This window comes from Pseudomonas sp. MF6751 (genome assembly GCF_016613265.1).
GTDB classification, from domain to species: Bacteria; Pseudomonadota; Gammaproteobacteria; order Pseudomonadales; family Pseudomonadaceae; genus Aquipseudomonas; species Aquipseudomonas fluorescens_BV.
Window position 1 is genome coordinate 65,243 of the sequence record NZ_JAENSV010000014.1, and the last position, 22,263, is coordinate 87,505.

The 22,263-nt window shown below is 60.4% G+C and carries 18 protein-coding genes and 1 pseudogene; 14 read left to right on the forward strand and 5 right to left on the reverse strand.

Annotation, left to right across the window (positions count from 1 at the left end):
- Positions 1 to 1,119 (forward strand): carboxylate-amine ligase, encoded by a 1,119-nt coding sequence (locus tag JJD66_RS14040; protein WP_200648404.1) that lies wholly within the window; start codon positions 1 to 3, stop codon positions 1,117 to 1,119.
- Positions 1,120 to 1,203: 84 nt separating this feature from the next.
- Positions 1,204 to 2,448 carry a zinc-dependent alcohol dehydrogenase gene (locus tag JJD66_RS14045; protein WP_198716310.1) on the forward strand — a complete coding sequence of 415 codons (1,245 nt, stop codon included), beginning with the start codon at positions 1,204 to 1,206 and terminating at the stop codon, positions 2,446 to 2,448.
- 286 nt (positions 2,449 to 2,734) lie between these two features.
- On the opposite strand, the gene JJD66_RS14050 is transcribed toward JJD66_RS14045, so the two are convergent.
- Both JJD66_RS14050 and JJD66_RS14055 read right to left on the reverse strand, forming a co-directional pair.
- Positions 2,735 to 3,166, reverse strand: a complete 432-nt coding sequence (locus JJD66_RS14050) for a hypothetical protein (RefSeq protein WP_105227126.1) — start codon at positions 3,164 to 3,166, stop codon at positions 2,735 to 2,737.
- 92 nt (positions 3,167 to 3,258) lie between these two features.
- Positions 3,259 to 4,047, reverse strand: a complete 789-nt coding sequence (locus tag JJD66_RS14055; RefSeq protein ID WP_200648405.1) for an AraC family transcriptional regulator — start codon at positions 4,045 to 4,047, stop codon at positions 3,259 to 3,261.
- Between the two features lie 85 nt (positions 4,048 to 4,132).
- On the opposite strand from JJD66_RS14055, the gene JJD66_RS14060 reads away from it, so the two are divergent.
- From JJD66_RS14060 to JJD66_RS14115, 12 genes are all read left to right on the forward strand, one after another.
- Positions 4,133 to 5,131 (forward strand): bile acid:sodium symporter family protein, encoded by a 999-nt coding sequence (locus tag JJD66_RS14060; RefSeq protein ID WP_200648406.1) that lies wholly within the window; start codon positions 4,133 to 4,135, stop codon positions 5,129 to 5,131.
- A gap of 120 nt (positions 5,132 to 5,251) precedes the next feature.
- Positions 5,252 to 6,460 carry an EAL domain-containing response regulator gene (locus JJD66_RS14065; RefSeq protein ID WP_234452232.1) on the forward strand — a complete coding sequence of 403 codons (1,209 nt, stop codon included), beginning with the start codon at positions 5,252 to 5,254 and terminating at the stop codon, positions 6,458 to 6,460.
- Between the two features lie 135 nt (positions 6,461 to 6,595).
- Positions 6,596 to 7,222 carry a response regulator transcription factor gene (locus tag JJD66_RS14070; protein WP_200648429.1) on the forward strand — a complete coding sequence of 209 codons (627 nt, stop codon included), beginning with the start codon at positions 6,596 to 6,598 and terminating at the stop codon, positions 7,220 to 7,222.
- Positions 7,222 to 10,857 (forward strand): transporter substrate-binding domain-containing protein, encoded by a 3,636-nt coding sequence (locus JJD66_RS14075; RefSeq protein WP_200648407.1) that lies wholly within the window; start codon positions 7,222 to 7,224, stop codon positions 10,855 to 10,857. The genes JJD66_RS14070 and JJD66_RS14075 overlap by 1 nt, the downstream gene beginning before the upstream one ends.
- Before the next feature lie 256 nt (positions 10,858 to 11,113).
- A complete protein-coding gene (locus tag JJD66_RS14080; protein WP_200648408.1) occupies positions 11,114 to 11,659 on the forward strand; it encodes a fimbrial protein in 546 nt (181 codons plus the stop codon).
- A 61-nt stretch (positions 11,660 to 11,720) separates the two neighbouring features.
- Positions 11,721 to 12,461 carry a fimbria/pilus periplasmic chaperone gene (locus JJD66_RS14085; RefSeq protein WP_200648409.1) on the forward strand — a complete coding sequence of 247 codons (741 nt, stop codon included), beginning with the start codon at positions 11,721 to 11,723 and terminating at the stop codon, positions 12,459 to 12,461.
- 34 nt (positions 12,462 to 12,495) lie between these two features.
- A complete protein-coding gene (locus JJD66_RS14090; RefSeq protein ID WP_234452233.1) occupies positions 12,496 to 15,093 on the forward strand; it encodes a fimbria/pilus outer membrane usher protein in 2,598 nt (865 codons plus the stop codon).
- Positions 15,093 to 16,193 carry a fimbrial protein gene (locus JJD66_RS14095; RefSeq protein WP_200648410.1) on the forward strand — a complete coding sequence of 367 codons (1,101 nt, stop codon included), beginning with the start codon at positions 15,093 to 15,095 and terminating at the stop codon, positions 16,191 to 16,193. Before JJD66_RS14090 ends, JJD66_RS14095 begins: the two co-directional genes overlap by 1 nt.
- Positions 16,194 to 16,202: 9 nt before the next feature.
- The gene (locus tag JJD66_RS14100; RefSeq protein WP_200648411.1) at positions 16,203 to 17,420 is read left to right on the forward strand and encodes an EAL domain-containing response regulator; all 1,218 of its coding nucleotides are present in this window, start codon (positions 16,203 to 16,205) and stop codon (positions 17,418 to 17,420) included.
- Positions 17,421 to 17,440: 20 nt separating this feature from the next.
- Positions 17,441 to 17,818, forward strand: a complete 378-nt coding sequence (locus JJD66_RS14105; RefSeq protein WP_200648412.1) for a hypothetical protein — start codon at positions 17,441 to 17,443, stop codon at positions 17,816 to 17,818.
- A 74-nt stretch (positions 17,819 to 17,892) separates the two neighbouring features.
- Entirely contained in the window at positions 17,893 to 18,246 is a 354-nt protein-coding gene (locus JJD66_RS14110; protein WP_200648413.1) for a type 1 fimbrial protein, read from the forward strand.
- A gap of 121 nt (positions 18,247 to 18,367) precedes the next feature.
- Positions 18,368 to 19,558: a sugar transporter gene (locus JJD66_RS14115; RefSeq protein WP_020303072.1), complete on the forward strand. Its 1,191-nt coding sequence runs from the start codon at positions 18,368 to 18,370 to the stop codon at positions 19,556 to 19,558.
- 169 nt (positions 19,559 to 19,727) lie between these two features.
- On the opposite strand, the gene JJD66_RS14120 is transcribed toward JJD66_RS14115, so the two are convergent.
- From JJD66_RS14120 to JJD66_RS14130, 3 genes and pseudogenes are all read right to left on the reverse strand, one after another.
- On the reverse strand, positions 19,728 to 20,927 hold the full coding sequence (locus JJD66_RS14120) for an NAD(P)/FAD-dependent oxidoreductase (protein WP_200648414.1): 1,200 nt from the start codon (positions 20,925 to 20,927) through the stop codon (positions 19,728 to 19,730).
- 111 nt (positions 20,928 to 21,038) lie between these two features.
- The gene (locus tag JJD66_RS14125; RefSeq protein ID WP_034127747.1) at positions 21,039 to 22,034 is read right to left on the reverse strand and encodes a GlxA family transcriptional regulator; all 996 of its coding nucleotides are present in this window, start codon (positions 22,032 to 22,034) and stop codon (positions 21,039 to 21,041) included.
- A 62-nt stretch (positions 22,035 to 22,096) separates the two neighbouring features.
- Positions 22,097 to 22,255 (reverse strand): annotated as a pseudogene (locus JJD66_RS14130) (transaldolase family protein); the annotation flags it as partial.
- Between the last annotated feature and the right edge of the window lie 8 nt (positions 22,256 to 22,263).

Genomic DNA, 22,263 nt, shown 5'->3' on the forward strand with positions numbered 1-22,263 from the left:
ATGCTCACCTTTGGCATTGAAGAGGAATACTTCATCACCGACCTGCACAGCCGCCAGATGGTCGGCGAGCCCACGGCGGCAGTGCTGGCGGCCTGTCGCGAAGCGATTGGCGCGGGCTTCTCGTTTGAGATGTTCCAGGGCCAGATCGAGGCGGCCTCTCCGGTGTTCACCTCCAGCGCCGAAGCAGCGGACTACTTCCGGGCAGTGCGCGGCAACCTGGCGCAATCCCTGGCTGAGTTCGGCCTCGGTGTGGTGTGCGCCGGCAGCCACCCCCTGGCCGATTGGCGTGGGCAGCGGCCAACCGATCAGGCGCATTTCCGGCAACTGTTCGACGATATTCAATATGTAGCGCGGCGCAGTGTGTTGTGCGGGCTGCATGTGCATGTGCAGGTGCCGCAAACGCTGGACCGTATCGCGGTGATGAACCAGGTGTCGCCATGGTTGCCGTTGTTGCTGCTGCTCAGTTGCTCGTCCCCCTTCTGGGACGGCGCGCCCAGCGGCTTCATGAGCTACCGCCAGGCCGCGTGCGACGAGTGGCCCCGCATGGGCGTGCCGGAACATTTCAGCGATTGGGCCGAGTACCAGCGCTACCTGGCCCTGTTACAGCGAATCGGCGCGATCAAGGCCGATGGCAATGGCTGGTGGGGAATTCGCCCAGCGGCACGTTATCCCACCCTGGAACTGCGCATGACCGACGCCTGTCCACGGCTGACGGACGCCTTGGCCCTCGCCACGCTGTTTCAGGTGATGGTCGCCCATGCCTGCGCGATGCAGCGCCCTGGCGCCGGGTTCAGTGCCGAGGCGCGCTGGCTGCTCAAGGAAAATCGCTGGCAGGCCAAACGTTATGGTGCCGCTGGCACCTTCGCGTTGGACGACGCAGGCACCCTGGGCAGCGCTGAGCAATGGCTGCAATGCGCCCGGCAGACCTTTGCCGCCACTGCAGAAGCGATGGGCGAGCCGCTGCTGTTCGATACCCTGCAGGCGCTGCTGCGACGCGGCAACAGCGCGGCCGAGCAGTTGCGCTGGCAGGCCCAGGCCCAGGCGAGCGGCGCCGATGCGCTTGCCAGCTTGCGCCAGGTAGTCGACCTGCTGTTGGCCCAGACTCGCGGCGACCATTGATCGGGTCTTGATCAAGGTTGATGGAACACTGATGGTGTTGCTCCGCCCTTAATCAGTAACCCCTCAACGGCAGGAGCGCAGAGCATGCGAGCGATGACTTACCAGGGCGCACACAAGGTGCAGGTGGATACCGTGCCCGATCCGATCATTGAACAACCCGACGACATCATTCTGCGGGTCACCGCCACCGCGATCTGTGGCTCGGACCTGCACCTGTACCGAGGCAAGATCCCGACCGTGGAGCACGGTGATATCTTCGGCCATGAGTTCATGGGCATCGTCGAAGAAACCGGCCCGGCCGTCACCGCCGTGCAACGCGGCGACCGTGTGGTGATTCCGTTCGTGATTGCCTGTGGCAATTGCTTTTTCTGCCAGCTCCAGCAATTCGCCGCCTGCGAAACCACCAACGATGGGCGCGGCGCGATCCTGAATAAAAAAGCTATCCCACCGGGTGCCGCGCTGTTTGGCTACAGCCGCCTGTATGGTGGTATTCCCGGCGGTCAGGCGGAGTGGGTGCGGGTGCCCAAGGCCAATACCGGGCCGTTCAAGGTGCCCGGCACCCTGGCGGATGAGAAGGTGCTGTTCCTCTCCGATATCCTGCCCACTGCTTGGCAGGCAGTGACCAACGCCGGCATCGGCAAAGGCTCCAGCGTGGCGATTTATGGTGCCGGGCCCGTGGGCCTGCTCAGTGCGGCATGCGCGCAAATGCTGGGCGCCGAGCAGATCTTCATGGTCGACGACCATCCGTATCGTTTGGCCTACGCGCAGAAAACCTACGGCGTGATCCCGATCAACTTCGAAGAAGACGAAGACCCGGCGGACACCATTATCCGCCAGACCGCCGGTATGCGCGGCGTCGATGGTGTGGTGGACGCGGTGGGTTTTGAGGCCAAGGGCAGCACCACGGAAACCCTGCTCACCGCGCTCAAGATCGAGGGCAGCAGCGGCAAGGCGCTGCGCCAATGCATCGCCGCCGTACGTCGCGGTGGTGTGGTCAGCGTCGCCGGGGTGTATGCCGGGTTTATCCATGGCTTCATGTTTGGCGATGCCTTCGACAAAGGCCTGACCTTCAAGATGGGCCAGACCCATGTGCAGCGGTTCTTACCGGAGTTGTTGGAGCATATCGAGCTGGGGCATCTGCATCCGGAGGCGATCATCACTCACAGGCTGCCCCTGGAGCAGGCGGCGCGGGGGTATGAGCTGTTTGATAAAGCCGAAGAGGAATGCCGCAAGGTGATCCTGCTGCCGGGTGGGAGCGACCGGCCGCTGACCGAGCCGCTGGACGAACTGACCCCTGAGTTGCGCGTACAAGGCGTTCCCGGTTTCTAGGCCAATAACCGGAAAAATGTGTGAGCTGGTTTGCCTGCTATAGCGGTGGTTCAGTTGAATATTCAATGACTGACACGCCGCCTTCGCAGGCAAGCCCGCTCCCACAGGGGATCTGTGCCGGACGCTGATTTTGTGGGCGATGCATGACCAATGTGGGAGCTGGCTTGCCTGCGAAGGCGGCGTGTCAGTCACTGCATCTGTGACTGCGCTACTGCTTTCGCAGGCAAGCCCGCTCCCACATGGATCTTCTTTGCTTCGACAGTGGTGTTTCCCACATTGGCCGGTGTCAGGCTGCGGCTTGCGGCTGGATGCGCAATTCACCTTCGACATCCTTGACCAACCCACTGGCGACAAACAGCGGCGCCAGGCGTTTGTGCAACTGTGGCTCGACAAACTCCTTCACTGTATCCAGCGCCAACGCACCACTGAGCGGCAGCTCGGCCTTGGTGTACGACAACCATGCCTTCTTCAACACCATCAACACATCACTGCCCGCCGTCGAAGCAAAGCGACGGTGCACCGGCTTACCCTCGAAGGCGAAGGTGTGTTGGAACTCATAACCGCTTTCATCGCCGCCGTTGGCCGTGCAGCGCACGCAGGTGCAAGGGCCGTCGCCGAAGGCGCTGCGCAGGTAGGCGTTGAAGTCCACCACGGGCTTGAGTGACAGGCGCTTATCAACCTCGAACAGGTCCCCGGTCATTTTTTCGTCAGTGTTCAACGTCCATTTCCTCGCAGTCGGTTGCTGTGTTTCAAAGCGCGGCACAATACCAGCCGAGCGTGGGTTTGGGGATTATTTGCGTCGTGGGAGGGTCAGCGGAAGAATTCACCGGGGGTGGAATCGAACTGCTGACGAAATGCATTGATAAACGCTGAGGTCGATTCATAGCCACACCCCAATGCCACATCCGTCACCCGCTCGCCTTGTTCCAGGGCGGGCAGGGCGCTCAACAGGCGCAGGCGCTGGCGCCACGCGCGGAATGTCAGCCCGGTGTCACTCAGGAACACCCGACTGAGGGTCTTTTCGCTGACCCCCAGTTTGCGGCTCCAGTCGCCCAAGGTGGTCTGCTGCTCGGGATGCAGGTTGAGGCTGCGGTAGATCTGCCGCAGCCGTGGGTCGTGAGGCAGCGGCAACATCAAATCCACCTGGGGCGCGGCGGCGAGCTGATCGAGCAGTACCTGAGCCAGGCGCCCGTCCGGCCCGTCCTCGGTATATTCCACCGGCAATTGGCTGAAGTTGCGGATCAGCTCGCGTAGCAAACTGCTCACCTCCAGCACCTGGCAACGCTCGGCGGCCCAGGCGGTGACGCTGCAATCGAGGTACAAGCTGCGCATTTCCGTATGGGGCGAACTGAACACACGATGGGGCATGCCGGCCGGAATCCATACGGCGCGCTGCGGTGGTGCGACAAAACGACCGACTGTGGTCTGGATCTCCAGCACCCCGGAAATCGCGTAGGACAACTGCACCCACGGGTGGCTGTGGCGTCGCGTCAGCGCACGGTTGGGCAAGGATTCAGTACGCCCGTACACCGGCCTCGGCAGGCTGGAAAGCCCAGGTACACTGCGGCGAACGGCTTTTTCATGTCCTTTAGGCGGCATTTACTGGCTCATTGGCGTTAGTCGGTAACGGGCGGTTACGTTAGAGTCGTCGTGACGCTCTTGGCAACCCCTGGAAGAATTGCTTATGACCCGGCCCCGGTTTCTCCCCGACAACTTCACCCTCACCCTGATCGGCACCGTGATCCTCGCCTCACTGCTGCCCGCCAGCGGCCAGACCGCCGTGGCGTTCGGCTGGGTCACCAACCTGGCCATCGCGCTGCTGTTTTTCATGCACGGCGCCAAGCTGTCGCGCAAGGCCATCGTCGCCGGTGCCGGCCACTGGCGTTTGCATTTGCTGGTGTTCAGCCTGACCTTCGTACTGTTTCCGTTGCTGGGCCTGGCGCTCAAGCCAGTGCTGTCGCCGTTGATCGGCAACGAGCTGTACATGGGCATGCTCTACCTCTGCGCCTTGCCGGCCACTGTGCAATCGGCGATTGCCTTTACCTCCCTGGCCCGCGGCAATATCCCGGCGGCCATCTGCAGCGCGGCGGCGTCCAGCCTGTTCGGCATCTTCCTGACGCCGCTGCTGGTAGCGCTGCTGCTCAACGTGCATGGGGATGGCGGCTCCACAGTCGATGCGATTGTCAAAATCAGCGTGCAGTTGTTGCTGCCGTTCATTGCCGGGCAAGTCGCCAGCCGCTGGATTGGGGGCTGGGTCGGGCGTAACAAAGCCTGGCTGAAATTCGTCGACCAGGGCTCGATTCTGTTGGTGGTCTACGGGGCTTTCAGCGAGGCGGTCAACGAAGGCATCTGGCACCAGATCCCGCTGTGGGAATTGGGCGGCTTGGTGGTGGCCTGCTGCGTGCTGCTGGCCCTGGTGTTGGTGGCGTCTACGCTGCTGGGCAAGGCGTTTGGTTTTAACCAGGAAGACCGCATCACCATCCTGTTCTGCGGCTCGAAGAAAAGCCTGGCGACCGGCGTGCCGATGGCGCAGGTGCTGTTTGCCGGGGCGAGCATGGGCGTGTTGATTTTGCCGTTGATGTTGTTTCACCAGATCCAGTTGATGGTCTGCGCGGCGTTGGCCCAACGCTATGCCCAGCGGCCGGAGAGCATTCCTGAATTGATGGGGCAGGTGGATCCTTGAGTCAGCGCTAAGTATTTCGCTAGGAAATTTCCTACAAATCGCAAGGACGCTTCCATTACTGATTCAGACAGTTCAACGCGACTATGACCACCTTCGCTTCTGCCAGGTGGTTGATTAAAAATGGCTCATCCCCGCGTGCTGGTTCTGGAAAACCAACGGTTTCAACGCAGCGTATTGATCAAGATGCTTGATCGGCTGGGATTGCAGGAAGTACGCCAGGCCAGTAGCACCAAACAAGCCATGGCGCAACTGCATGCCTGCGGGGGTGTGGACATTGTGCTCTGTGACCTGGCCGACAGGAGTCTGGACTGCCTGGAGTTCCTGCGAGGTGCCAGCCAGGCTGGGCTCGTGCAGGCGGTCGCCCTGTGCAGCGAACTGCGCCCTGAATTACGAAGGGCGTTGGCTCAGATGCGCTCGCTCTCTGGGCTGCAAATGCTCGGTGTGTTGAGCCAACCCCTGCAATTGCGTGCCCTGCGGCATTTACTGCACAGTTATTGGCGGCGACGCCTGCCGTCGGCACGGGCCCCAGCGCCGGCAGCCTTGCCCCATGAGCACGAGATTCATCAGGGCCTGGCATTGGGGGAGTTTCGTGCCTGGTACCAACCCAAATTCATGTTAGGCACCGGGCGCTTGGCCGGCGTGGAAGCATTGGTGCGCTGGGAACATCCTACAAGGGGCGTGCTGTTACCGGCGCAGTTTCTGGCTGCGGTACTGGCGTACGATCTGATTGACCCGATATTCAAGCAGCTCTTGGAGCAAGGCCTTAATCTTCTCGGCATGTTACGGCGTCAGCACATCCAGCTCGAATTGGCGTTCAACCTGCATGCATCGCAATTGCTCGACGACGAATTACTGTTACATATTCAGCAAGCCTTGCTGCGCCATGGGTTACCCGGCACCACATTGTTGTTCGAACTGGCGGAAAACGGCTTGCTGGATCTCTCACCGCGCATACAGGAGAACTTGCTGCGTTTGCGCTTGTTGGGCTGCGGTTTGTCCATCGACGATTTTGGTACGGGTTTTTCATCACTCAAATTGCTGTGTCAGCTGCCTTTCAACCAGCTCAAGCTTGACGGAGCGTTCGTACGCCATGTCGACGACCCGCAGAATCAGGCCATGGTTGCCAGCACCTTGGCGCTCGCTCGTTCACTGGGCATGAGCCTGGTGATCGAGGGTATCGGCACTCAGCGCAGCCATGAAGGGGTGCTGGCGTTAGGGTGCGAGATCGGGCAAGGGTTTTACCTGGCACGACCGATGGCAGGGTATCGGCTGATACCGTGGCTTGAAGCACATTTCGCCGGGCAGAAAAATAGCCACGAATTGTCCTGATATTCCGCAGATACTTCCTACACTTGTGTCACGCTCGTGTATTTTGAGCAGCGTATTCCCGAACTGTGTCCCCACAGTCTTACGCGACTGACATATGAGTCATCGGCTTCGCCGGTGTGTCTTCCAGAGGTGGATATGTTTAAAGCGTTAGTTGTGGACGATCATCCGTTCATTCGCTCATCGGTCAAAATGTTGCTGAAGCAGGAACATTTCGACGTCGTAGCAGAGGCGGACAATGGGGCGGATGCGGTACAGATGGCGCGTGAGTTTGAGCCGGATCTGATTGTGCTGGATATTGCCATGCCCAAGCTGGATGGGTTGGAAGTCATCACCCGGCTCTGCGCGCTGGGGCTCAAGTGCAAAATCCTGGTGTTGACCTCACAGTCGCCGCTGTTCTACTCGATGCGGTGTATGAAAGCTGGCGCCGCTGGATACATCTCCAAGACCAACGACCTGGATGAATTGATCAAAGCGATCAAGGCAGTGATGGGCGGGTACACATTCTTTCCGAACCTGGCAGGTAGCTCAGTGCGGCGCAGTGACGTCGAAGCCACTGATCTGGAGCTGATCCAAAGCCTCTCTGACCGCGAGCTGACCATTCTGCAGCGCCTGTCCCAGGGTTTGAGCAACAAGGAAATCGGCGATTCGATGCTGCTCAGTAACAAGACTGTCAGCACTTACAAAACACGCTTGATCGAAAAGCTCAACGTGAAATCGGTGGTGTACCTCGCTGATTTTGCCAAACGTAATAATTTGGTTTGATGAGCACTGACTTGCGTACATGGATCACGGCACTGGCCTTTGGCATGACCCTCAACGGTAGTGCGCTGGCGGACTCGCAAGCAACTACTTTCCAGGTATTGGGGCGCTCCCATGTCGATGGTTATAGCGCCGTGCTTACCGAAGCTGAGTGGAGTTGGCTGCGCAGCAAGGATGTGCTGGTGCTGGGTGACTCCGCGCCCGACTATGCGCCTCTGGGCATGGCCAACAATGATCGCGATTATGAAGGCATGACGGCCGACTACGCGCAGTTGTTGAGCGAACTGTTGCGCGTTCGGGTGCAGGTGCGCCGGTTTGCCTCGCGCGTTGAGGTGATCGATGCGCTCAAGCGTGGCGAAGTGGATTTCCTGGGGGTGGCCAACGGTTATGAAGCCGCCGATGCCGGGCTGTTGTTGTCGACCGCCTATGCCGAGGATATGCCGGCGTTGGTCACGCGCCTGGGCGACAGCAGCACACTGGCCCCAGACCTTGCGGGCAAGAAGATCGCCATGTTCTATCACTACCTGTCGCCCGCGGCGGTCAAAGCGTTTTACCCCAAGGCTACTTTGCAGTTGTTTCCTTCCACCTTGAGCGCCATTGGTGCAGTGGCCTTCGGAAACGCCGATGTGTATCTGGGCGACGCCATCAGTGCTGATTTCCTGATCAACAAGAACTATCTCAACAATGTGCAGTTGGCGGACTTTTCCCAGATAGAGGCCAGCAACTTTGCGTTTGCCGTGCCCCAGGAAGGTACACGCTTGCTGCACATCCTCAATCGCGCACTGGCGGCGATTCCGGTCAGTGAACGCATGAATATTCTGCGCCGCTGGAGCGCCGGTGGCGCCAGTATGCCAGGGCGTACGGCACTGCATTTCAGTGCCAGCGAGCAACGTTGGATGGGCGCGCACCCGGTGTTGCGCGTGGTGGTGGACGACAGCTATTTACCGCTGTCGTTTTTCAATGAAGAGGGCGAGTTTCGCGGAATCAGTGCAGATGTACTGGCCAAGGTCTCGCTGCGCACGGGTTTGAAGTTTGAAGTACAACGGGCGTATTCGGTGGAGAACATGCTCAACAGCATCCGTGAGCGTGACGCGGACCTGCTGATCACCCTGACCCCGAGTACCGAGCGTGAGGGCCTGCTGCGTTTTACCCGACCGTATCTGAATACACCTTACGTGCTGGTCAGTGCCGATAACCCCTCAAGCCCCGGCACCCTGGATGACATGGCGGGCAAACGGCTGGCGGTGATCCACGGCAACCCTGTTCGCGACATGCTCATCGAGCAATACCCCAAGGTGGTGCTGGTGGAGGCGCGCAATGCCCAGGATGCAATGGCACTGGTGGCCGAAGGAAAAGCCGAGGCTGCGGTCAACTCGCTGATCATCTCCCGCTACATGATTTCCCGCCAATATCGCGATCAACTGCGCATCACCAGTACCGTGGGTACGCAACTGGCACGTACCGCGTTCGCCACCCCTCGCGATGCGCTGGAGCTTTACTCGATACTGGAGAAGGCCATGCTCAGTATCCCGCCTGAAGAGATGGATGAGATTACCAACCGATGGCGCAGTGAAATCGCCGTAGATGACAGTTATTGGCTGCGTAACCGCACCGTGATATTGCAGGCATTTGCGGTGGCCACTCTGTTGTTGCTGGCGGCGGTGGGTTGGATCGTTTATCTACGCTGGCTGATGCGCAAGCGCAGGCAGGCTGAGATAGCGCTCAATGACCAGATGGAATTCATGCGCGTGCTGATTGACGGCACCCCCCATGCTATTTATGTGCGTGATCGCCAGGGACGGTTGATAGCGTGTAACAGCGGCTATCTGAGTGCGTTTGATGTAGAACGCGAGGCTGTCATCGGCAAGACCGTAGAAGAAGGCGTCCTCAGCGACCCCAATGAAGCGGCGGCTTACCAGGCAGAGTACTTGCAGGTGATGGAAGAGGGCACGCCCCGGGTACAGGACCGAAGCCTGACCATGGGCACCGATCAAGTGCTGACTATCTACCATTGGATGCTGCCCTACCGCGGCAGCGATGGCGCGGTCAGCGGCATGATCGGTGGCTGGATCGATATCAGCGAGCGCCAGCAGTTGCTGCAGGCCCTGCGCGAAGCCAAGGAACACGCGGACGATGCAAGCCGCGCCAAGACGACGTTCCTTGCGACCATGAGCCATGAGATCCGCACGCCGATGAACGCTATCATCGGTATGTTGGAACTGGCACAGAAAAAAGCCGATCAAGGCTATATGGACCGTGTCTCCATCGATGTCGCCTCCGGCGCCGCGCGTGGGTTGCTGGACCTGATCGGCGATATCCTCGACATTGCCCGTATCGAGTCAGGGCGCCTGTCGCTGGCCCCGGAGCGCGCCAACCTGCTGGAGCTGGTGGAGTCGGTAGCACGCATCTTTGAGGGGTTGGCGCGGCAAAAGCAACTGCGCCTGATCCTCGATCTGGACGCCACACTTAACCGTCAGGTACTGATAGACCCGCTGCGGTTCAAGCAAATCGTCTCGAACCTGTTGAGCAACGCGATCAAGTTTACTGCACAGGGGTATGTGCGTTTACAGGTCAGTGCCGAACCTGGGCCCAATGCTGAGCGTGTCTCGTTGTGCTTGCGGGTGGAGGACACTGGCAGCGGCATTTCCATTGAAGACCAGCAGCGCTTGTTCAATCCGTTCAGCCAGGCCTCGAACCAGGGACAGTCAGCCCGCAGTGGCTCGGGCCTGGGCCTGGTGATCAGCCGTACACTTTGCGAGATGATGGGCGGCAGCCTGACCTTGAACAGTGAGCTGACCCAAGGTACCCAAGTTGAGATGCGTGTCGGTCTGCCGACCCTGGAGCCCCTGCAAGAGCCTGCATCCCCCGTCGCGTTGTTATCCCAGGCCACCCAGGTGTTGAACGTATTGGTGATTGATGATTACCCCGCTAATCGGTTGCTGCTGTCCCAGCAGTTGAACTACCTGGGGCATCGCGTCAGCGATGCGCAGGACGGTGCTCATGGCCTCAGAGCCTGGCGTCACCAGCATTTTGATGTGGTGATTACCGATTGCAGCATGCCGATCATGAATGGCTATGAACTGGCCCGCGCGATTCGTGATGAGGAGCGTAGCAGGGGGATTGCCCCGGCGATGATTCTCGGGTTGACCGCCAACGCTCAACCTGAAGAAAAGGATCGCTGCCTGGCCGCCGGCATGGATGATTGCCTGTTCAAACCGATCAGCCTGGATGACCTTAACGCACGATTAATGTCGCTGGTGCCTGTCGCGGGGGGGCCGGTAGAGCAGGATTTTTCCACGGTTATCGAGGGCGTTGACTTGACCAGCCTCGAACAACTGAGCCGTGGCGACGCTGGCGCCGTGCGCAGCCTGCTTCAGGATCTGGCAACCAGTAACGCTCAGGATATGGCGCGATTGCTTCAGATGTTCACTCAGCATGACGTGACCGGCCTGAGCGACTTGGCCCATCGGGTCAAGGGGGGCGCAAGGATTATCCAGGCGCAATGGTTGGTCGACTGCTGCGAGGAACTGGAGGTGGCGTGCAAGGGCTTGAATTCTGCCGTGCTGACGGAGGCGGTGGATGCCTTGCAGCAGGCCATGGAGCAGTTGGAACAACGCCTGGATAACTACCTCGGCTGATAGCACTGGCACGGACGAAAAAACCGCATCTACGATGCGGTTTTTTTATGGGGCGGCAGGCGCCGAGCACGAAATTTTCGTGGGAAATTTCCTACATTTTGGAGGGATGGGTACTACAGGTTAGGCGTGCTGATAGGCGGAAGATGCGTCCTGTCGAACAAGACAACCGTTGAGTTTGTTGCACAGGCGCTGCGGCGTCTGGCAGTCCAACGAGGCTTGGCGACAGTGTTCATCACCTATCCTTTGGAGCAGCACCATGAAAGTTCAAGCACTCACCCTCATCGCCCTGTTCAGCGCAACCGCTGCCCAGTTTGCCAGCGCCGCCGACGGCACCATCAACTTCAACGGTGAACTGGTCAACCAGACCTGCACCATCGCTGTGGACGGCGTGGTTACCCCGGCCGTGGCCACCGTGACACTGCCGACTATCTCTACCGGTCTGCTGACCGCGGCGGGCCAGGCTGAAGGCCGCACGGGCTTCAATATCCAACTGAGCAACTGCGTGGGCACCGCCGCCACCGCCGCCGCGTTCTTCAACTCCGGCGCCACCGTAGACCCAGTGACCGGCAACCTGAACAACATGACCGGCACCGCCACCAACGTGCAGTTGCAATTGGTCGATGCACAGGGCGGCGCGGTGATTCAGGCCGGCAACACCAACCAGCGTACCCAGACTACCCGCAACACCATTGACGGTACGGGCGCAGCCAACATGCCGTATGCCGTGCAGTACCTGGCCACGGGCGCTACCACGCCAGGCACCGTGGTCAGTTCCGTGACCTACAACGTCGACTATCAGTAAGCCGTTCGCCTATCTGCGCGCCGCGTTCAGGCGCGCCGATATTCGGCTGATGAGGTGAATTATGTTTCGTTTGAAAAACCTTCGTCGCGGTGTCTGCCTGGGGCTTGCTGCATTGGCTTGTTCCCAGGCAATGGCCGGGGTGGTAATTACCGGCACCCGTTTGGTGTACCCGGCGAGCCAGAAAGAAATCACCGTCAAGCTCAATAACAACGGCATGAAGCCCGCACTCGTACAAGCCTGGGTCGATACCGGTGACCTGAAATCCAGCCCGACCAGCTCCAAAGCGCCTTTTGTGCTTTCGCCGCCGGTGTCGCGGATCGACCCGAGCAAGGGGCAGAGCCTGCGTCTGATGTTTACCGGGGCGCCGCTGCCGGGTAACAAAGAATCGGTGTACTGGCTCAACGTGCTGGAAATCCCGCCCAAGGCCGAAGGCGCGTCGGACCTTAATGTGTTGCAGATGGCATTTCGCTCGCGCATCAAGATTTTTTACCGCGCCGACGGCTTGCCCGGTGCGCCGATTGACGCCCCGGCCCTGGTGCAGTGGACGGTGATCAAGCAAGGCCAGGGCTACGCGTTGCAAGCGTTCAACCCGACGGCCTACCACGTTTCCCAGGTTGAGCTGGCACTGGCGAGCGGCAACCAGCGTTACGACAGTGAAAACGGCATGGTCGGCCCGGGTGAAACCAAAGTGTTTGCTCTGCCGACACTTCAGTCGCCGCCGTCCGCTTCTGCCCAGGTGGAGTTCAACGCCATCAATGATTACGGCGCTTTGATGCCTATCAAGCAACCGCTCAAGCCCTGACCTTCACGCGAACGCGCCTGCGCACGAGTAACCTATGACGACTTTCCACATCCTGGGCCACGGCTGCCAGGCTAGCCCTCGCTTTGCCTTGAATTCTGTAACGGCGCTGATGCTAAAGGCTCTGACTTTGCTGCCTGTTGTATTGACGGGGCCCTCGGCATGGGCTGAAGACGTGCAGTTTAACGACGCCTTCCTGCCAGAGGGCTCGCGCAGCCTTGATCTGACCCAATACGAGAAGGGCAACCCGGTATTGCCGGGCCAATATCGTGCGGACGTGGCGGTCAATGGCACGCTGGTCAGTCGTCAGGACATTCGCATCAACGCCGAGTCGGACGGCAGCCATCCTGTGGTGTGTATCACCCGTGGCTTGCTTGAGTTGGTCGGTGTGGACATGCACAAACTCAAGGCTCAAGCCACGTCGGCATTGGAAAACGACGCTACCTGCCTGTCGCTTGACCAACTGATCGAAGGGGCTACGGCGACATTTTCTCCGGCCAACCAACAGCTGGACATCAGCCTCCCGCAGATCGCCTTGCGTCGTGATGCCAGGGGCTATGTCAGCCCCGAGCTGTGGGACCGAGGCGTGACTGCCGCAACGCTGAGCTACACCTTCAATGCCAACCACAACAAAACCGATTTCGGCAATTACGACTCGGCCTACCTGGGCCTCAACGCCGGCTTGAACCTGGGCGACTGGCGCTTGCGCCATAACGGTTCGCTGAACTGGCAGAAAGACACGGGCCAGGCTTACCAAACGCTCAATACCTATGCCCAGCGCGATGTGACCAGCCTGAAAAGTCAGCTGACCGTGGGCGAAGCGAACACCAGTGGCGAAATCTTTGACACCTTGGCCTACCGGGGTGTGCAACTGGGTACCGACGACCGCATGTTGCCGCAATCCCAGCGTGGTTACGCGCCGGTGATCCGCGGCATCGCCCGAACCGGGGCCAGGGTTGCGGTGCGCCAGGCCGGTAATTTGTTGTATGAAACCACGGTGGCGCCGGGCGCTTTTGTGATCGACGACTTGTATTCCACCGGTTATGGCGGTGACCTTGAGATCACCGTGTACGAAGCAGACGGCAGTGAGCAGCGCTTTATCGTGCCTTACGCGGCCACCGCGCAACTCTTGCGACCGGGGACTTCGCGTTTCAGCGTGACGGCGGGCGAAACCCGCAATAACTACCTCGACCGTCAGGCCAGGCTTGTGCAAGGCACCTACCAGTTGGGCCTGACCAATATTTTTACCGGTTACGGCGGTGTCCAGGGCAGCGACGATTACCGTGCTTTGCTCGGTGGCCTGGCTTTCAGCACCCCTTTGGGTGCGGTAGCCGTTGACCTGACTCAAGCCCAGACCCAGCTCAAGAGTGGCCAGGCCAACGGTCAGAGTGCTCGGGTCACCTACAGCAAAAACATCCTCAGCACCGGCAGCAACTTTGCCGTGGCTGCCACTCGCTTTTCCACCCAGGACTACCTTGATTTCAGCAATGCCATGCAACTGCTCGATGCCGAACGCAGCGGGCTCGACACCGCGTTGTATGCACGCCCGCGCAGTCGCCTGTCGCTGACTGCCAACCAGAGCCTTGGCGATTGGGGGCAGGTGGCGTTCAGCGGCTTTACCCAAAACTACTGGAACCAACCCGGGCGGGATGTGCAGTACCAGTTCAGCTACAACAAACAAGTGCGCCAGGTCAGTTACGGCATCAGTGCCAATCGCAGTCGCGTAGGCCTGGGCGAAATGGACAACAGCTTGTTGTTCACGGTGAGTATGCCGCTGGCGTTCGGTAAATCGTCCAACCAGCCACAGTTGTCGGCGCGTGTCATGCGCGATACCCAAGGGCAATACAGCCAGCAAGCCACTCTCAGCGGTACCGCCGGCGAAGACCGTCAGTATCAATACAGCCTGACCGGTGGCCATGAGGGCGCCAGTGGGTCCAACAGCAGCTCGGTCAATGGCCAGTACATCGGGCCCAAGGCCGTCGTCGGCGCCACGCTCAGTCGCGGAGAAGGCTATGACAGCCTGTCTGTGAATGCCAGCGGCAGCGTGGTTGCCCATCCGGCGGGCGTGACCTTTACGCCTTATCGCGGCGAAACCCTGGCGGTCGTCAGTGCGCCGGGTGCCGAGGGAGCCAAGGTGGTCGGCTTTCCTGGCCTCAAACTCGACGGTCGCGGTAATGCTGTCGTGCCTTATTTGCGCCCTTATGAGTTGAACGAGGTGGCGATCGATCCACTGGGCACTTCGCTGGATGTCGAACTGACTGAAACCAGCCAGCAAGTCGCACCACGCGCCGGGGCAGTGGTGGCGCTCAAGTACGGCACCAGTAACGGCCAGGCCGTGTTGCTCAACGTGACCCTGGCCGACGGCGGTGCACTGCCGTTCGGGGCCACGGTCGATGATGATCGTGGCGTATCGGTAGGAGTGGTCGGGCAGGGCGGCCAGCTCTATGCGCGGGTCAAAGACGACGCACGTCGGCTGTTGATCAGTTGGGGTACCCAGGTTGGGCAGCAATGTGCATTAGCGTTACCGCCTGGCAAAAGCGACGGCAAACAGCTGCGACAGGTGGATGTGGTGTGCTCGAAGGTTCCATTCGATAAACGCGTTGCTTCTGTGAACAGCGCACAGGAGACATTGTGATGAAAACCATGCAACGGTTGAAAACAGGTGCGCTGGTAGCCGGGTTATGGCTGGCGGCGGGGGCAGCGTTTGCTGACTGCAATATCAATACCGGCTCGATGAAAATGGTGCGTACCCAACCGTTGTTGGGCGGCAATCTGACCGTGGGGCGCGATGTACCATTGGGGGCGGAGATCTATCGGCAGACCTTCACCCCTGTCAGTGGGCTGGAAGTGTTGTGCTCGGGAGGCAATTACACCATTGAGACCAAGCGCTCGCTGTCGTCCACGCCGTTGCCCCTGGCCAATTGGACCGGCAACCCCTATGGCGGGAAGGTCTATGAGACCGGCGTCAAGGGCATTGGCGTTGCGCTCTGGTATGCCGGCAATACCCTGCCGTTTTCAGGCTTCGGAACCAACTGTGGCAATGGGACTAACCCCTGTAGATGGACCCTTCAAAGCACATTGGTGTTTGACCTTTCATTCATCAAGATCGGCGAGGTGAGTGCGGGCACGATCCAGGGCGCTTTATTACCGACCATGGTGCAGAGCTTCATTACCACCAACACCGTTGAATTTCAGCAGGTCAATTATTCCGGCAACATCAACATTGTGTCGCGCACCTGTTCGACGCCGGACGTCACTGTGCCCATGGGAACGCATCTGACGAGCGCGTTCAGCGGCAAGAACACCTTTACGCCCTGGAAGGATTTTTCCATCGCTCTGAATAACTGCCCGGCTTTCAACGGCTATTACCAGGGCACTGGGCCGCGCTGGCTGAGTGACGGGACTTCGAACAACCTGGAGTCGCGCAGGAACAACACTTTGCGCGTGCGCGTAGACCCGACCGTGGCGGCCATCAATCCAGCGCAGGGCATTTTCAAACTCAATGCCAGTGCAGTGGGCGATGCACCGTCTGCGACCGGCGTGGGTGTCCAAATTGCCGACAGTCATGGCACCCCTTTGCCATTGGCCACCCTGCGCGCCAGCGGCATTAGCCCTCGACCCGAGGAGGGCGCCAGTTATGCCATCCCGCTCAAGGCGCGTTATATCCAGACCGAAGACAGCGTCAGCGCCGGCCCGGCAAACGCCACGGCCACGTTCACCATTGATTATTACTGAGAACCTGCCATGACCGTTTTGCCGCTTCGGGTACTGGTGCTTGAAGATCACCTTTTTCAACGCTCCATGGCCGTCAGCCTGCTCAAGCAGTTGGGGTGTCGGGAGGTGCTGGAAGCTTCCAATGGAAGCGAGGCCCTGGCCGTCCTTCAGCGTGTGGGTTACATGGACGTCGTGGTATGCGATCTGCAGATGGAGGGCATGGACGGGTTGGCGTTCATCCAGCGCATCAGTGCCGCCGGGCAGGTGGGTGCGATCATCATCAGCAGTGGCTTGCCTGGCGATGTGCGCCTCGCGGTACGACAGATGGGGGAGTTGCTGGGCGTAAACATGCTGGGAGACGTCGGTAAACCGCTGCTCAAGCAAACGCTGCAACCGTTGCTTGAGCTCGCCTTGAGAGAGGGCCCAGTGCCAGGCGAACCCGCGACGGGCCAGGATATCGCCACCGAACGACAGATGCGCAGCGCCATCACTGACCAGCAAATGGAGGCGTATTACCAGCCCAAATTCGACTTGCAAACCGGCGCTCTTCAAGGCGTGGAAGTGCTTGCGCGGTGGAACCATCCCTTCAAAGGGGTTCTATCGCCTGGGTTATTTCTGCCGGCGATCGAGCGTGCCGGCCTGATGGACGCGTTACTGCTGGCCCTGATGCAGCAGGCGTTGACACTGCAGCGGCAGGTCAAAGGGATGGGGGTGAGTCTGGACCTGGCGTTCAACCTGCAAGCGGGCCAATTAGCCGATGCGGGTTTAACCGTTCTGATCAAAGATATCTTGTCGGCTTATCAGGCTTTGGGTTTTGGCATTACTTTCGAACTCACTGAAAGCGGCTTGCTGGAGGTGCCTGCCGTGTCTCTGGAAAACCTGGTGCGTCTGCGCATGATGGGATGTCGTCTGTCCATTGATGACTTCGGTGCTGGATTCTCATCGTTGCAGCGCCTGTGCCAACTGCCTTTCAACGAGATCAAGCTTGACGGCGAATTTGTCCGTGGCTTGCTGCACGAGCCGCGCTGCCGCGCGGTCATCGGCAGCACCCTGGCCCTGGGAAAGACGTTGGGCATGTCCGTGGTGGTTGAAGGTATCGAAACGCATGAGCAATACCGGGCGCTGCTGGACTTGGGATGCAGCCAAGGCCAGGGTTATTGGTATGCGCGACCGATGAAAGGGGCTGATTTACTGCACTGGCTGCAGCGCGGCGCACCTTGGGGGCAGTCCAATGGTGACCACCTGTGATCAATAAAGCGCTGCGCATCATGATCGCCGACGCCCAGCATATTCGCCGGCTGCGTCTGGAGCGGGATTTCAATCATCAAGGTTATTACGCCATTGCGCCAGTACCGAGCCTGGAACAGACGCTGGACCTGATCAGGTATGGCGAGCGTGGCTTCGATCTGCTGTTGATCAACGCTCGGTTGTTGATTGAGGCGTCTTTCGATGCGCGCAACTTTTTGCAGCACCTTCCCTCAAGTGTGCACGTATTGATCTATGACGTGCCTGCGTGTCGCCTGGCGATGTGGCGTGCCGAGACTTGGGGGCGCATCGTTTGCAGCCCATTGCAGTGGCCTGAAGGCGGGCCGGCCAGAGCATTGCTTAGCATGTTTAATCAGTCGCGCCTATCAGAAGTTTCTTAAAAGAGCGCAGAAATATCTCAAGTTCCCAGTGCAGATGACGATTTCCTTCTAACTAACCCAGAAGGAGCGTCGACATGAACGTAAAACGTTTATCACTGGTTACAGGATTCGTTGCGCTTTGGACGGGGGCGTGCATGGCGGCATCCCAGGGTGTGATCCAGTTCACCGGCAGCATTGTTGAGGCACCCTGTGCGACAAATGCGCGCAGTAGTTCGGCGATGGCCTTGACCGGATGTACGACCGCCGCACGCGACACATCCATCCACGTGCGCAACGTCGCCACGGCGGCGGGTGTCGATGCAGCCAGCGCACGTCTGGTGTCGCAGGTCCGCAACGGGCGCTATTACGACCAGCAGTATGTGCTCATCGATAACCTGGGCAAACCGATCCAATCGGGGGCCTATGTGATTACCCTGACCTCGCCCTGAACCGTCGGGCGATAACTGGGCCTGATCGACGCAAACAGCGCAGCGAGAAACCTATAGAATGCTCAACGGCTTCGCGTGTTCCGCGGGCCGTTTGATCATCGTCAGAGTACCGCGCCCGTCAATGAGCCTTTCAGCCGCAACCCCCCAAGCCAATTGGCAACCGGTCATCGCCCTCGCGCTGGCCGCGTTTGTGTTCAATACCACCGAATTCGTCCCCGTCGGGCTGCTCAGCGCCATTGGTGCCAGCTTTGACATGCCCGTAGCCAGCGTCGGCCTGATGCTCACCATTTACGCGTGGATCGTGTCGCTGACCTCGCTGCCGGTGATGCTGCTGACCCGCAACGTCGAACGGCGCAAGCTGCTGATCGTGCTGTTCGGTCTGTTTATCGCCAGCCATATCCTCTCCAGCGTGGCCACCAGCTTCGGCTTGCTGATGGTCAGTCGGGTCGGCATCGCCCTGGCCCATGCGTTGTTCTGGTCGATCACGGCTTCACTGGCTGTGCGCCTGGCGCCAGAGGGCAAGCAGGTGCAGGCCCTTGGTTTGCTGGCCACCGGCACGTCCCTGGCGATGGTGTTGGGCATTCCGTTGGGCCGTCTGTTGGGCGAGGCCATGGGCTGGCGTACCACCTTTCTGGTGATCGCCGCCTTCGCCGCCGCCCTGGTGTTCTGGCTGGGGCGCACCTTGCCGCTGCTGCCCAGCCAGAACTCCGGCTCCCTGCGCAGCCTGCCGTTGCTGTTCAAGCGCCCGGCGCTGGTGGCGCTCTACGTGCTGACCGCAATGACCGTCACCGCGCAATTCACCGCCTACAGCTACATCGAACCCTTCGTCGAAGGCGTCGCCGGCCTGGGCGGCAGTGCCGTGACCTTGATCCTGCTGGTGTTCGGTGGTGCTGGCATCATCGGCTCGTTGTTGTTCAGCCTGGTGCATCGCTTCAACCCCCACCTGTTCGTGATCGGCGCAGTGTCTATCCTCGCCGCGTGCCTGGCGCTGATGCTGCCGTTGAGCGGTGCCGAGTCTTATCTGGTGGGGCTGAGTATTTTCTGGGGCATGGCGATCATGGGGTTTGGCCTGGCCATGCAGTCCAAGGTGCTGGTGCTGGCACCGGATGCCACGGATGTGGCCATGGCGATGTTTTCCGGGATCTACAACATTGGCATCGGCGGCGGCGCGTTGATGGGCAGTTGGGTGGGCAGCCACTTCGGCTTCGCCTGGATCGGCGCGGCGGGCGGTTTGCTGGCTGGGCTGGCGTTGGTGGGGTATTGCCTGGCGATTCGGCGGTTTGGGCAGGGTGGTGCCCCGATGCCAAGCTGATCGCCGCGTATCCACCGGATAACTGCAGACTAAGTGTGGGAGCTGGCTTGCCTGCGATGGCGGTGTGTCAGCCACTGCATCTGTTGCTGCACGACCGCTTTTGCAGGCAAGCCAGCTCCCACATTTGATCTTCACTGCCTTGAGCAATGCGTTCGCTTGACTGACTGTCCTACGCCACCGGAATCAACGGATCGGCCGCTGCCAGTGCCACTGCTCTATCCGCCATCGGTGGGTAGATCCACACGCTATTGATCTGCTCTTTGAGTTCCTTGGCTTCCTGGCCCACCAGCTTGAGCTGACGGTCCCAGCCTTCGGTGTACACCGCGCCCCAGGCGCCGAGGTCGAGGCAGGTCACGTATTTGGGTTGGCTGTAGGCCATGGGGGCCACGCCGATCAGATCGGCGGCAACGTTGTTGCCGGCGTAGCGGCCCAGGGCGATGGCGTGCTGGCAGGACATGGCAGCGAAGTTGCCCAGCGCGTCTGTGGCGGCGTAGGCCACGTCGCCAGCGGCGAAGATGGCAGCCTGGCCCTTGACCTTGAGGTGGGCGTCCACGTGCAGGCGGCCCTGGGGATCGCGGGTGCCCTCAATCTGTTCGGTCAGCGGGTTGGCGCGAAAGCCGATGGTCCAGATCACGGTGCTCGATTCAATCCGCTGTCCATCCGCCAGGGTCACGCCAGCGGCATCCACCGAGGCGACCGAGGTGTTCAGTACCCATTCAAGCCCCAGTGCCTGGCTGGCTTCGATGATCGATGGGCGTATGCCATCGCCCATGGACGCGGCAATCTGCGGCCCGCGGTCGACCACGATCACACGGATGTTGGCCGTTTCACCCAGTGCCGCACGCAGGCGCGCCGGCATTTCGGTGGCGGTCTCGATACCGGTGAAGCCGCCGCCGGCCACCACCACGGTATTGCGGGCCGGGGTGTCTGGCAGATTTTTGAGGGCGTTGATATGGGCCTCAAGGCGCGCCGCGTCTTCGATCTGATCCACATCGAACACATGCTCGATGCCGTCCATGCCGGGGCGGTTCAGGCGGCTACCGGCGGCCACTACCAGGCGATCGTAGGCGAGGGTGGCCGGGATGCCGGCCGCGTTGCGGTAGGTCACTTGCTTATTAGTGGCGTCGATGCTGTCGGCGGCGCCTTGCACAAAGGTCACGCCCACAGCGTCGAACAGCGCATCAAGCGGGGCCAGCATGGTATGCACATCGGGCTCGTAGAACCGCGGGCGGATACGCAGCTCCGCTTGGGGGGCGAGCAGGCTGATGCGCACATCGTTGCGGTCGTGTTTATCCAGTAGCCGAGCCGCGCTCAAGGCGCTCCACACGCCACCGAACCCGGCGCCAATGATCAGAATGTGTTGTTTCATGGGGTTGCTCCAGAGACCAGATAAGCCGCAAGGCATTGCCGGATCACTGTAAAAGCAGCAGGGCCTGTCCGAAAGGACATATAACCCTGGATGACTGCCACCTCTGCCGGCCTAGCGGGAAAAGCGCTCGCGGTAGTCCCGGGGTGAGATGGCCAGGTGGCGGTGGAAGGTGCAGCGCATGCGTTCCTCATCGCCAAACCCGCAAAGCCCGGCGATCTGGTCGATGCTGCGCTGGGAGTCTTCGAGCATGCGGCGCGCCGCTTCCATGCGAAACAGTTCGATGGCCTTGGCCGGGGTGCGACCGGTTTTTTGCTTATAGACCCGGGCAAAGTTGCGTGGGCTCATATGGCTCTGCGCGGCCAGGCGCTCGACACTGAGGTCGCTGTCGCGCAGGTTGTCGCTGATCCAGGCATGCAGCGCATCAAAGCTGGCGCTGTCGGCGGTTTGCGCTTGCAGCACCTGGCTGAACTGCGCCTGGCCACCGGGGCGCTTGAGGAACACCACCAATTCGCGTGCCACTTGCAGCGCCACTTCGCGCCCGCAGTCAGCCTCCACCAGCGCGAGCGCCAGGTCGATCCCGGCGCTGACGCCCGCCGAGGTCCACACCTGGCCTTGCTGCACGAAGATCGCGTCCACGTCCACCTCGATGCTCGGGAAACGTTGCTTGAGCAGCTCGCACATGGCCCAATGCGTTGCCGCGCGGCGCCCCTCCAGCAAGCCCGCCAGCGCCAGCAAAAACGTGCCGCTGCACACCGAGGCGGTCCGTCGCGCCTGGCCGGAGGCGTTGCGCAACCAGTCCACCAGCGCGGTATTTTCCAGCATGGCTTGCTCAATGGCCGGCGCGCCGGGTACCACCAGGGTGTCGATGGCAGCGGGGTCAAACTGTGCCAAGGCGACGGTGTCGACGCTCAAGCCCTCGGCGGTCGGCATCAGCCCGCCCGCCAGGCTGGCGTTGTGCAACACATAACCTTGCAAACCGCGCTCGGCCATGGCCTTGGTCGCGGCCCAGAACACCGTCTGGGCGCCAGTCAGGTCGAGCAAGCCCATGTGCGGGTAGGTCAGGAACACCAACGTGCGTGGTTGGGCCAAAGCAGAGAGTGCAGTCATGCGCAGGCCAGCAGCTTTTCCAGTTTTTCCTGATCCCGCGCAAACTGTCGGATCCCTTCGGCACGCAATCGCTCGGCGTATTCCGGGATGGCGCAGGCCTTGAGCAGCAGCGACGGGTTGGTGGTGGCGCCCACGGGCCGCAGGCGGCTGATGGCTTCCAGATTGCCGGTGTCGCAGACCACAGTGGTGAATGGCTTGAGTTGTTCAAGTTTGGACGTCATCGCCGCGT

What these genes read in the sequence shown, in the direction of transcription:
- JJD66_RS14120 (WP_200648414.1), bottom strand. Translation starts at nt 20,927, where the DNA reads ATGAAACAACACATTCTGATCATTGGCGCCGGGTTCGGTGGCGTGTGG.
- JJD66_RS14065 (WP_234452232.1), top strand. Translation starts at nt 5,252, where the DNA reads ATGGCTCATCCCCGCGTGCTGGTTCTGGAAAACCAACGGTTTCAACGC.
- JJD66_RS14070 (WP_200648429.1), top strand. Translation starts at nt 6,596, where the DNA reads ATGTTTAAAGCGTTAGTTGTGGACGATCATCCGTTCATTCGCTCATCG.
- JJD66_RS14125 (WP_034127747.1), bottom strand. Translation starts at nt 22,034, where the DNA reads ATGACTGCACTCTCTGCTTTGGCCCAACCACGCACGTTGGTGTTCCTG.
- JJD66_RS14045 (WP_198716310.1), top strand. Translation starts at nt 1,204, where the DNA reads ATGCGAGCGATGACTTACCAGGGCGCACACAAGGTGCAGGTGGATACC.
- JJD66_RS14075 (WP_200648407.1), top strand. Translation starts at nt 7,222, where the DNA reads ATGAGCACTGACTTGCGTACATGGATCACGGCACTGGCCTTTGGCATG.
- JJD66_RS14110 (WP_200648413.1), top strand. Translation starts at nt 17,893, where the DNA reads ATGAACGTAAAACGTTTATCACTGGTTACAGGATTCGTTGCGCTTTGG.
- JJD66_RS14080 (WP_200648408.1), top strand. Translation starts at nt 11,114, where the DNA reads ATGAAAGTTCAAGCACTCACCCTCATCGCCCTGTTCAGCGCAACCGCT.
- JJD66_RS14085 (WP_200648409.1), top strand. Translation starts at nt 11,721, where the DNA reads ATGTTTCGTTTGAAAAACCTTCGTCGCGGTGTCTGCCTGGGGCTTGCT.
- JJD66_RS14090 (WP_234452233.1), top strand. Translation starts at nt 12,496, where the DNA reads ATGACGACTTTCCACATCCTGGGCCACGGCTGCCAGGCTAGCCCTCGC.
- JJD66_RS14055 (WP_200648405.1), bottom strand. Translation starts at nt 4,047, where the DNA reads ATGCCGCCTAAAGGACATGAAAAAGCCGTTCGCCGCAGTGTACCTGGG.
- JJD66_RS14115 (WP_020303072.1), top strand. Translation starts at nt 18,368, where the DNA reads ATGAGCCTTTCAGCCGCAACCCCCCAAGCCAATTGGCAACCGGTCATC.
- JJD66_RS14105 (WP_200648412.1), top strand. Translation starts at nt 17,441, where the DNA reads ATGATCGCCGACGCCCAGCATATTCGCCGGCTGCGTCTGGAGCGGGAT.
- JJD66_RS14060 (WP_200648406.1), top strand. Translation starts at nt 4,133, where the DNA reads ATGACCCGGCCCCGGTTTCTCCCCGACAACTTCACCCTCACCCTGATC.
- JJD66_RS14100 (WP_200648411.1), top strand. Translation starts at nt 16,203, where the DNA reads ATGACCGTTTTGCCGCTTCGGGTACTGGTGCTTGAAGATCACCTTTTT.
- JJD66_RS14040 (WP_200648404.1), top strand. Translation starts at nt 1, where the DNA reads ATGCTCACCTTTGGCATTGAAGAGGAATACTTCATCACCGACCTGCAC.
- JJD66_RS14095 (WP_200648410.1), top strand. Translation starts at nt 15,093, where the DNA reads ATGAAAACCATGCAACGGTTGAAAACAGGTGCGCTGGTAGCCGGGTTA.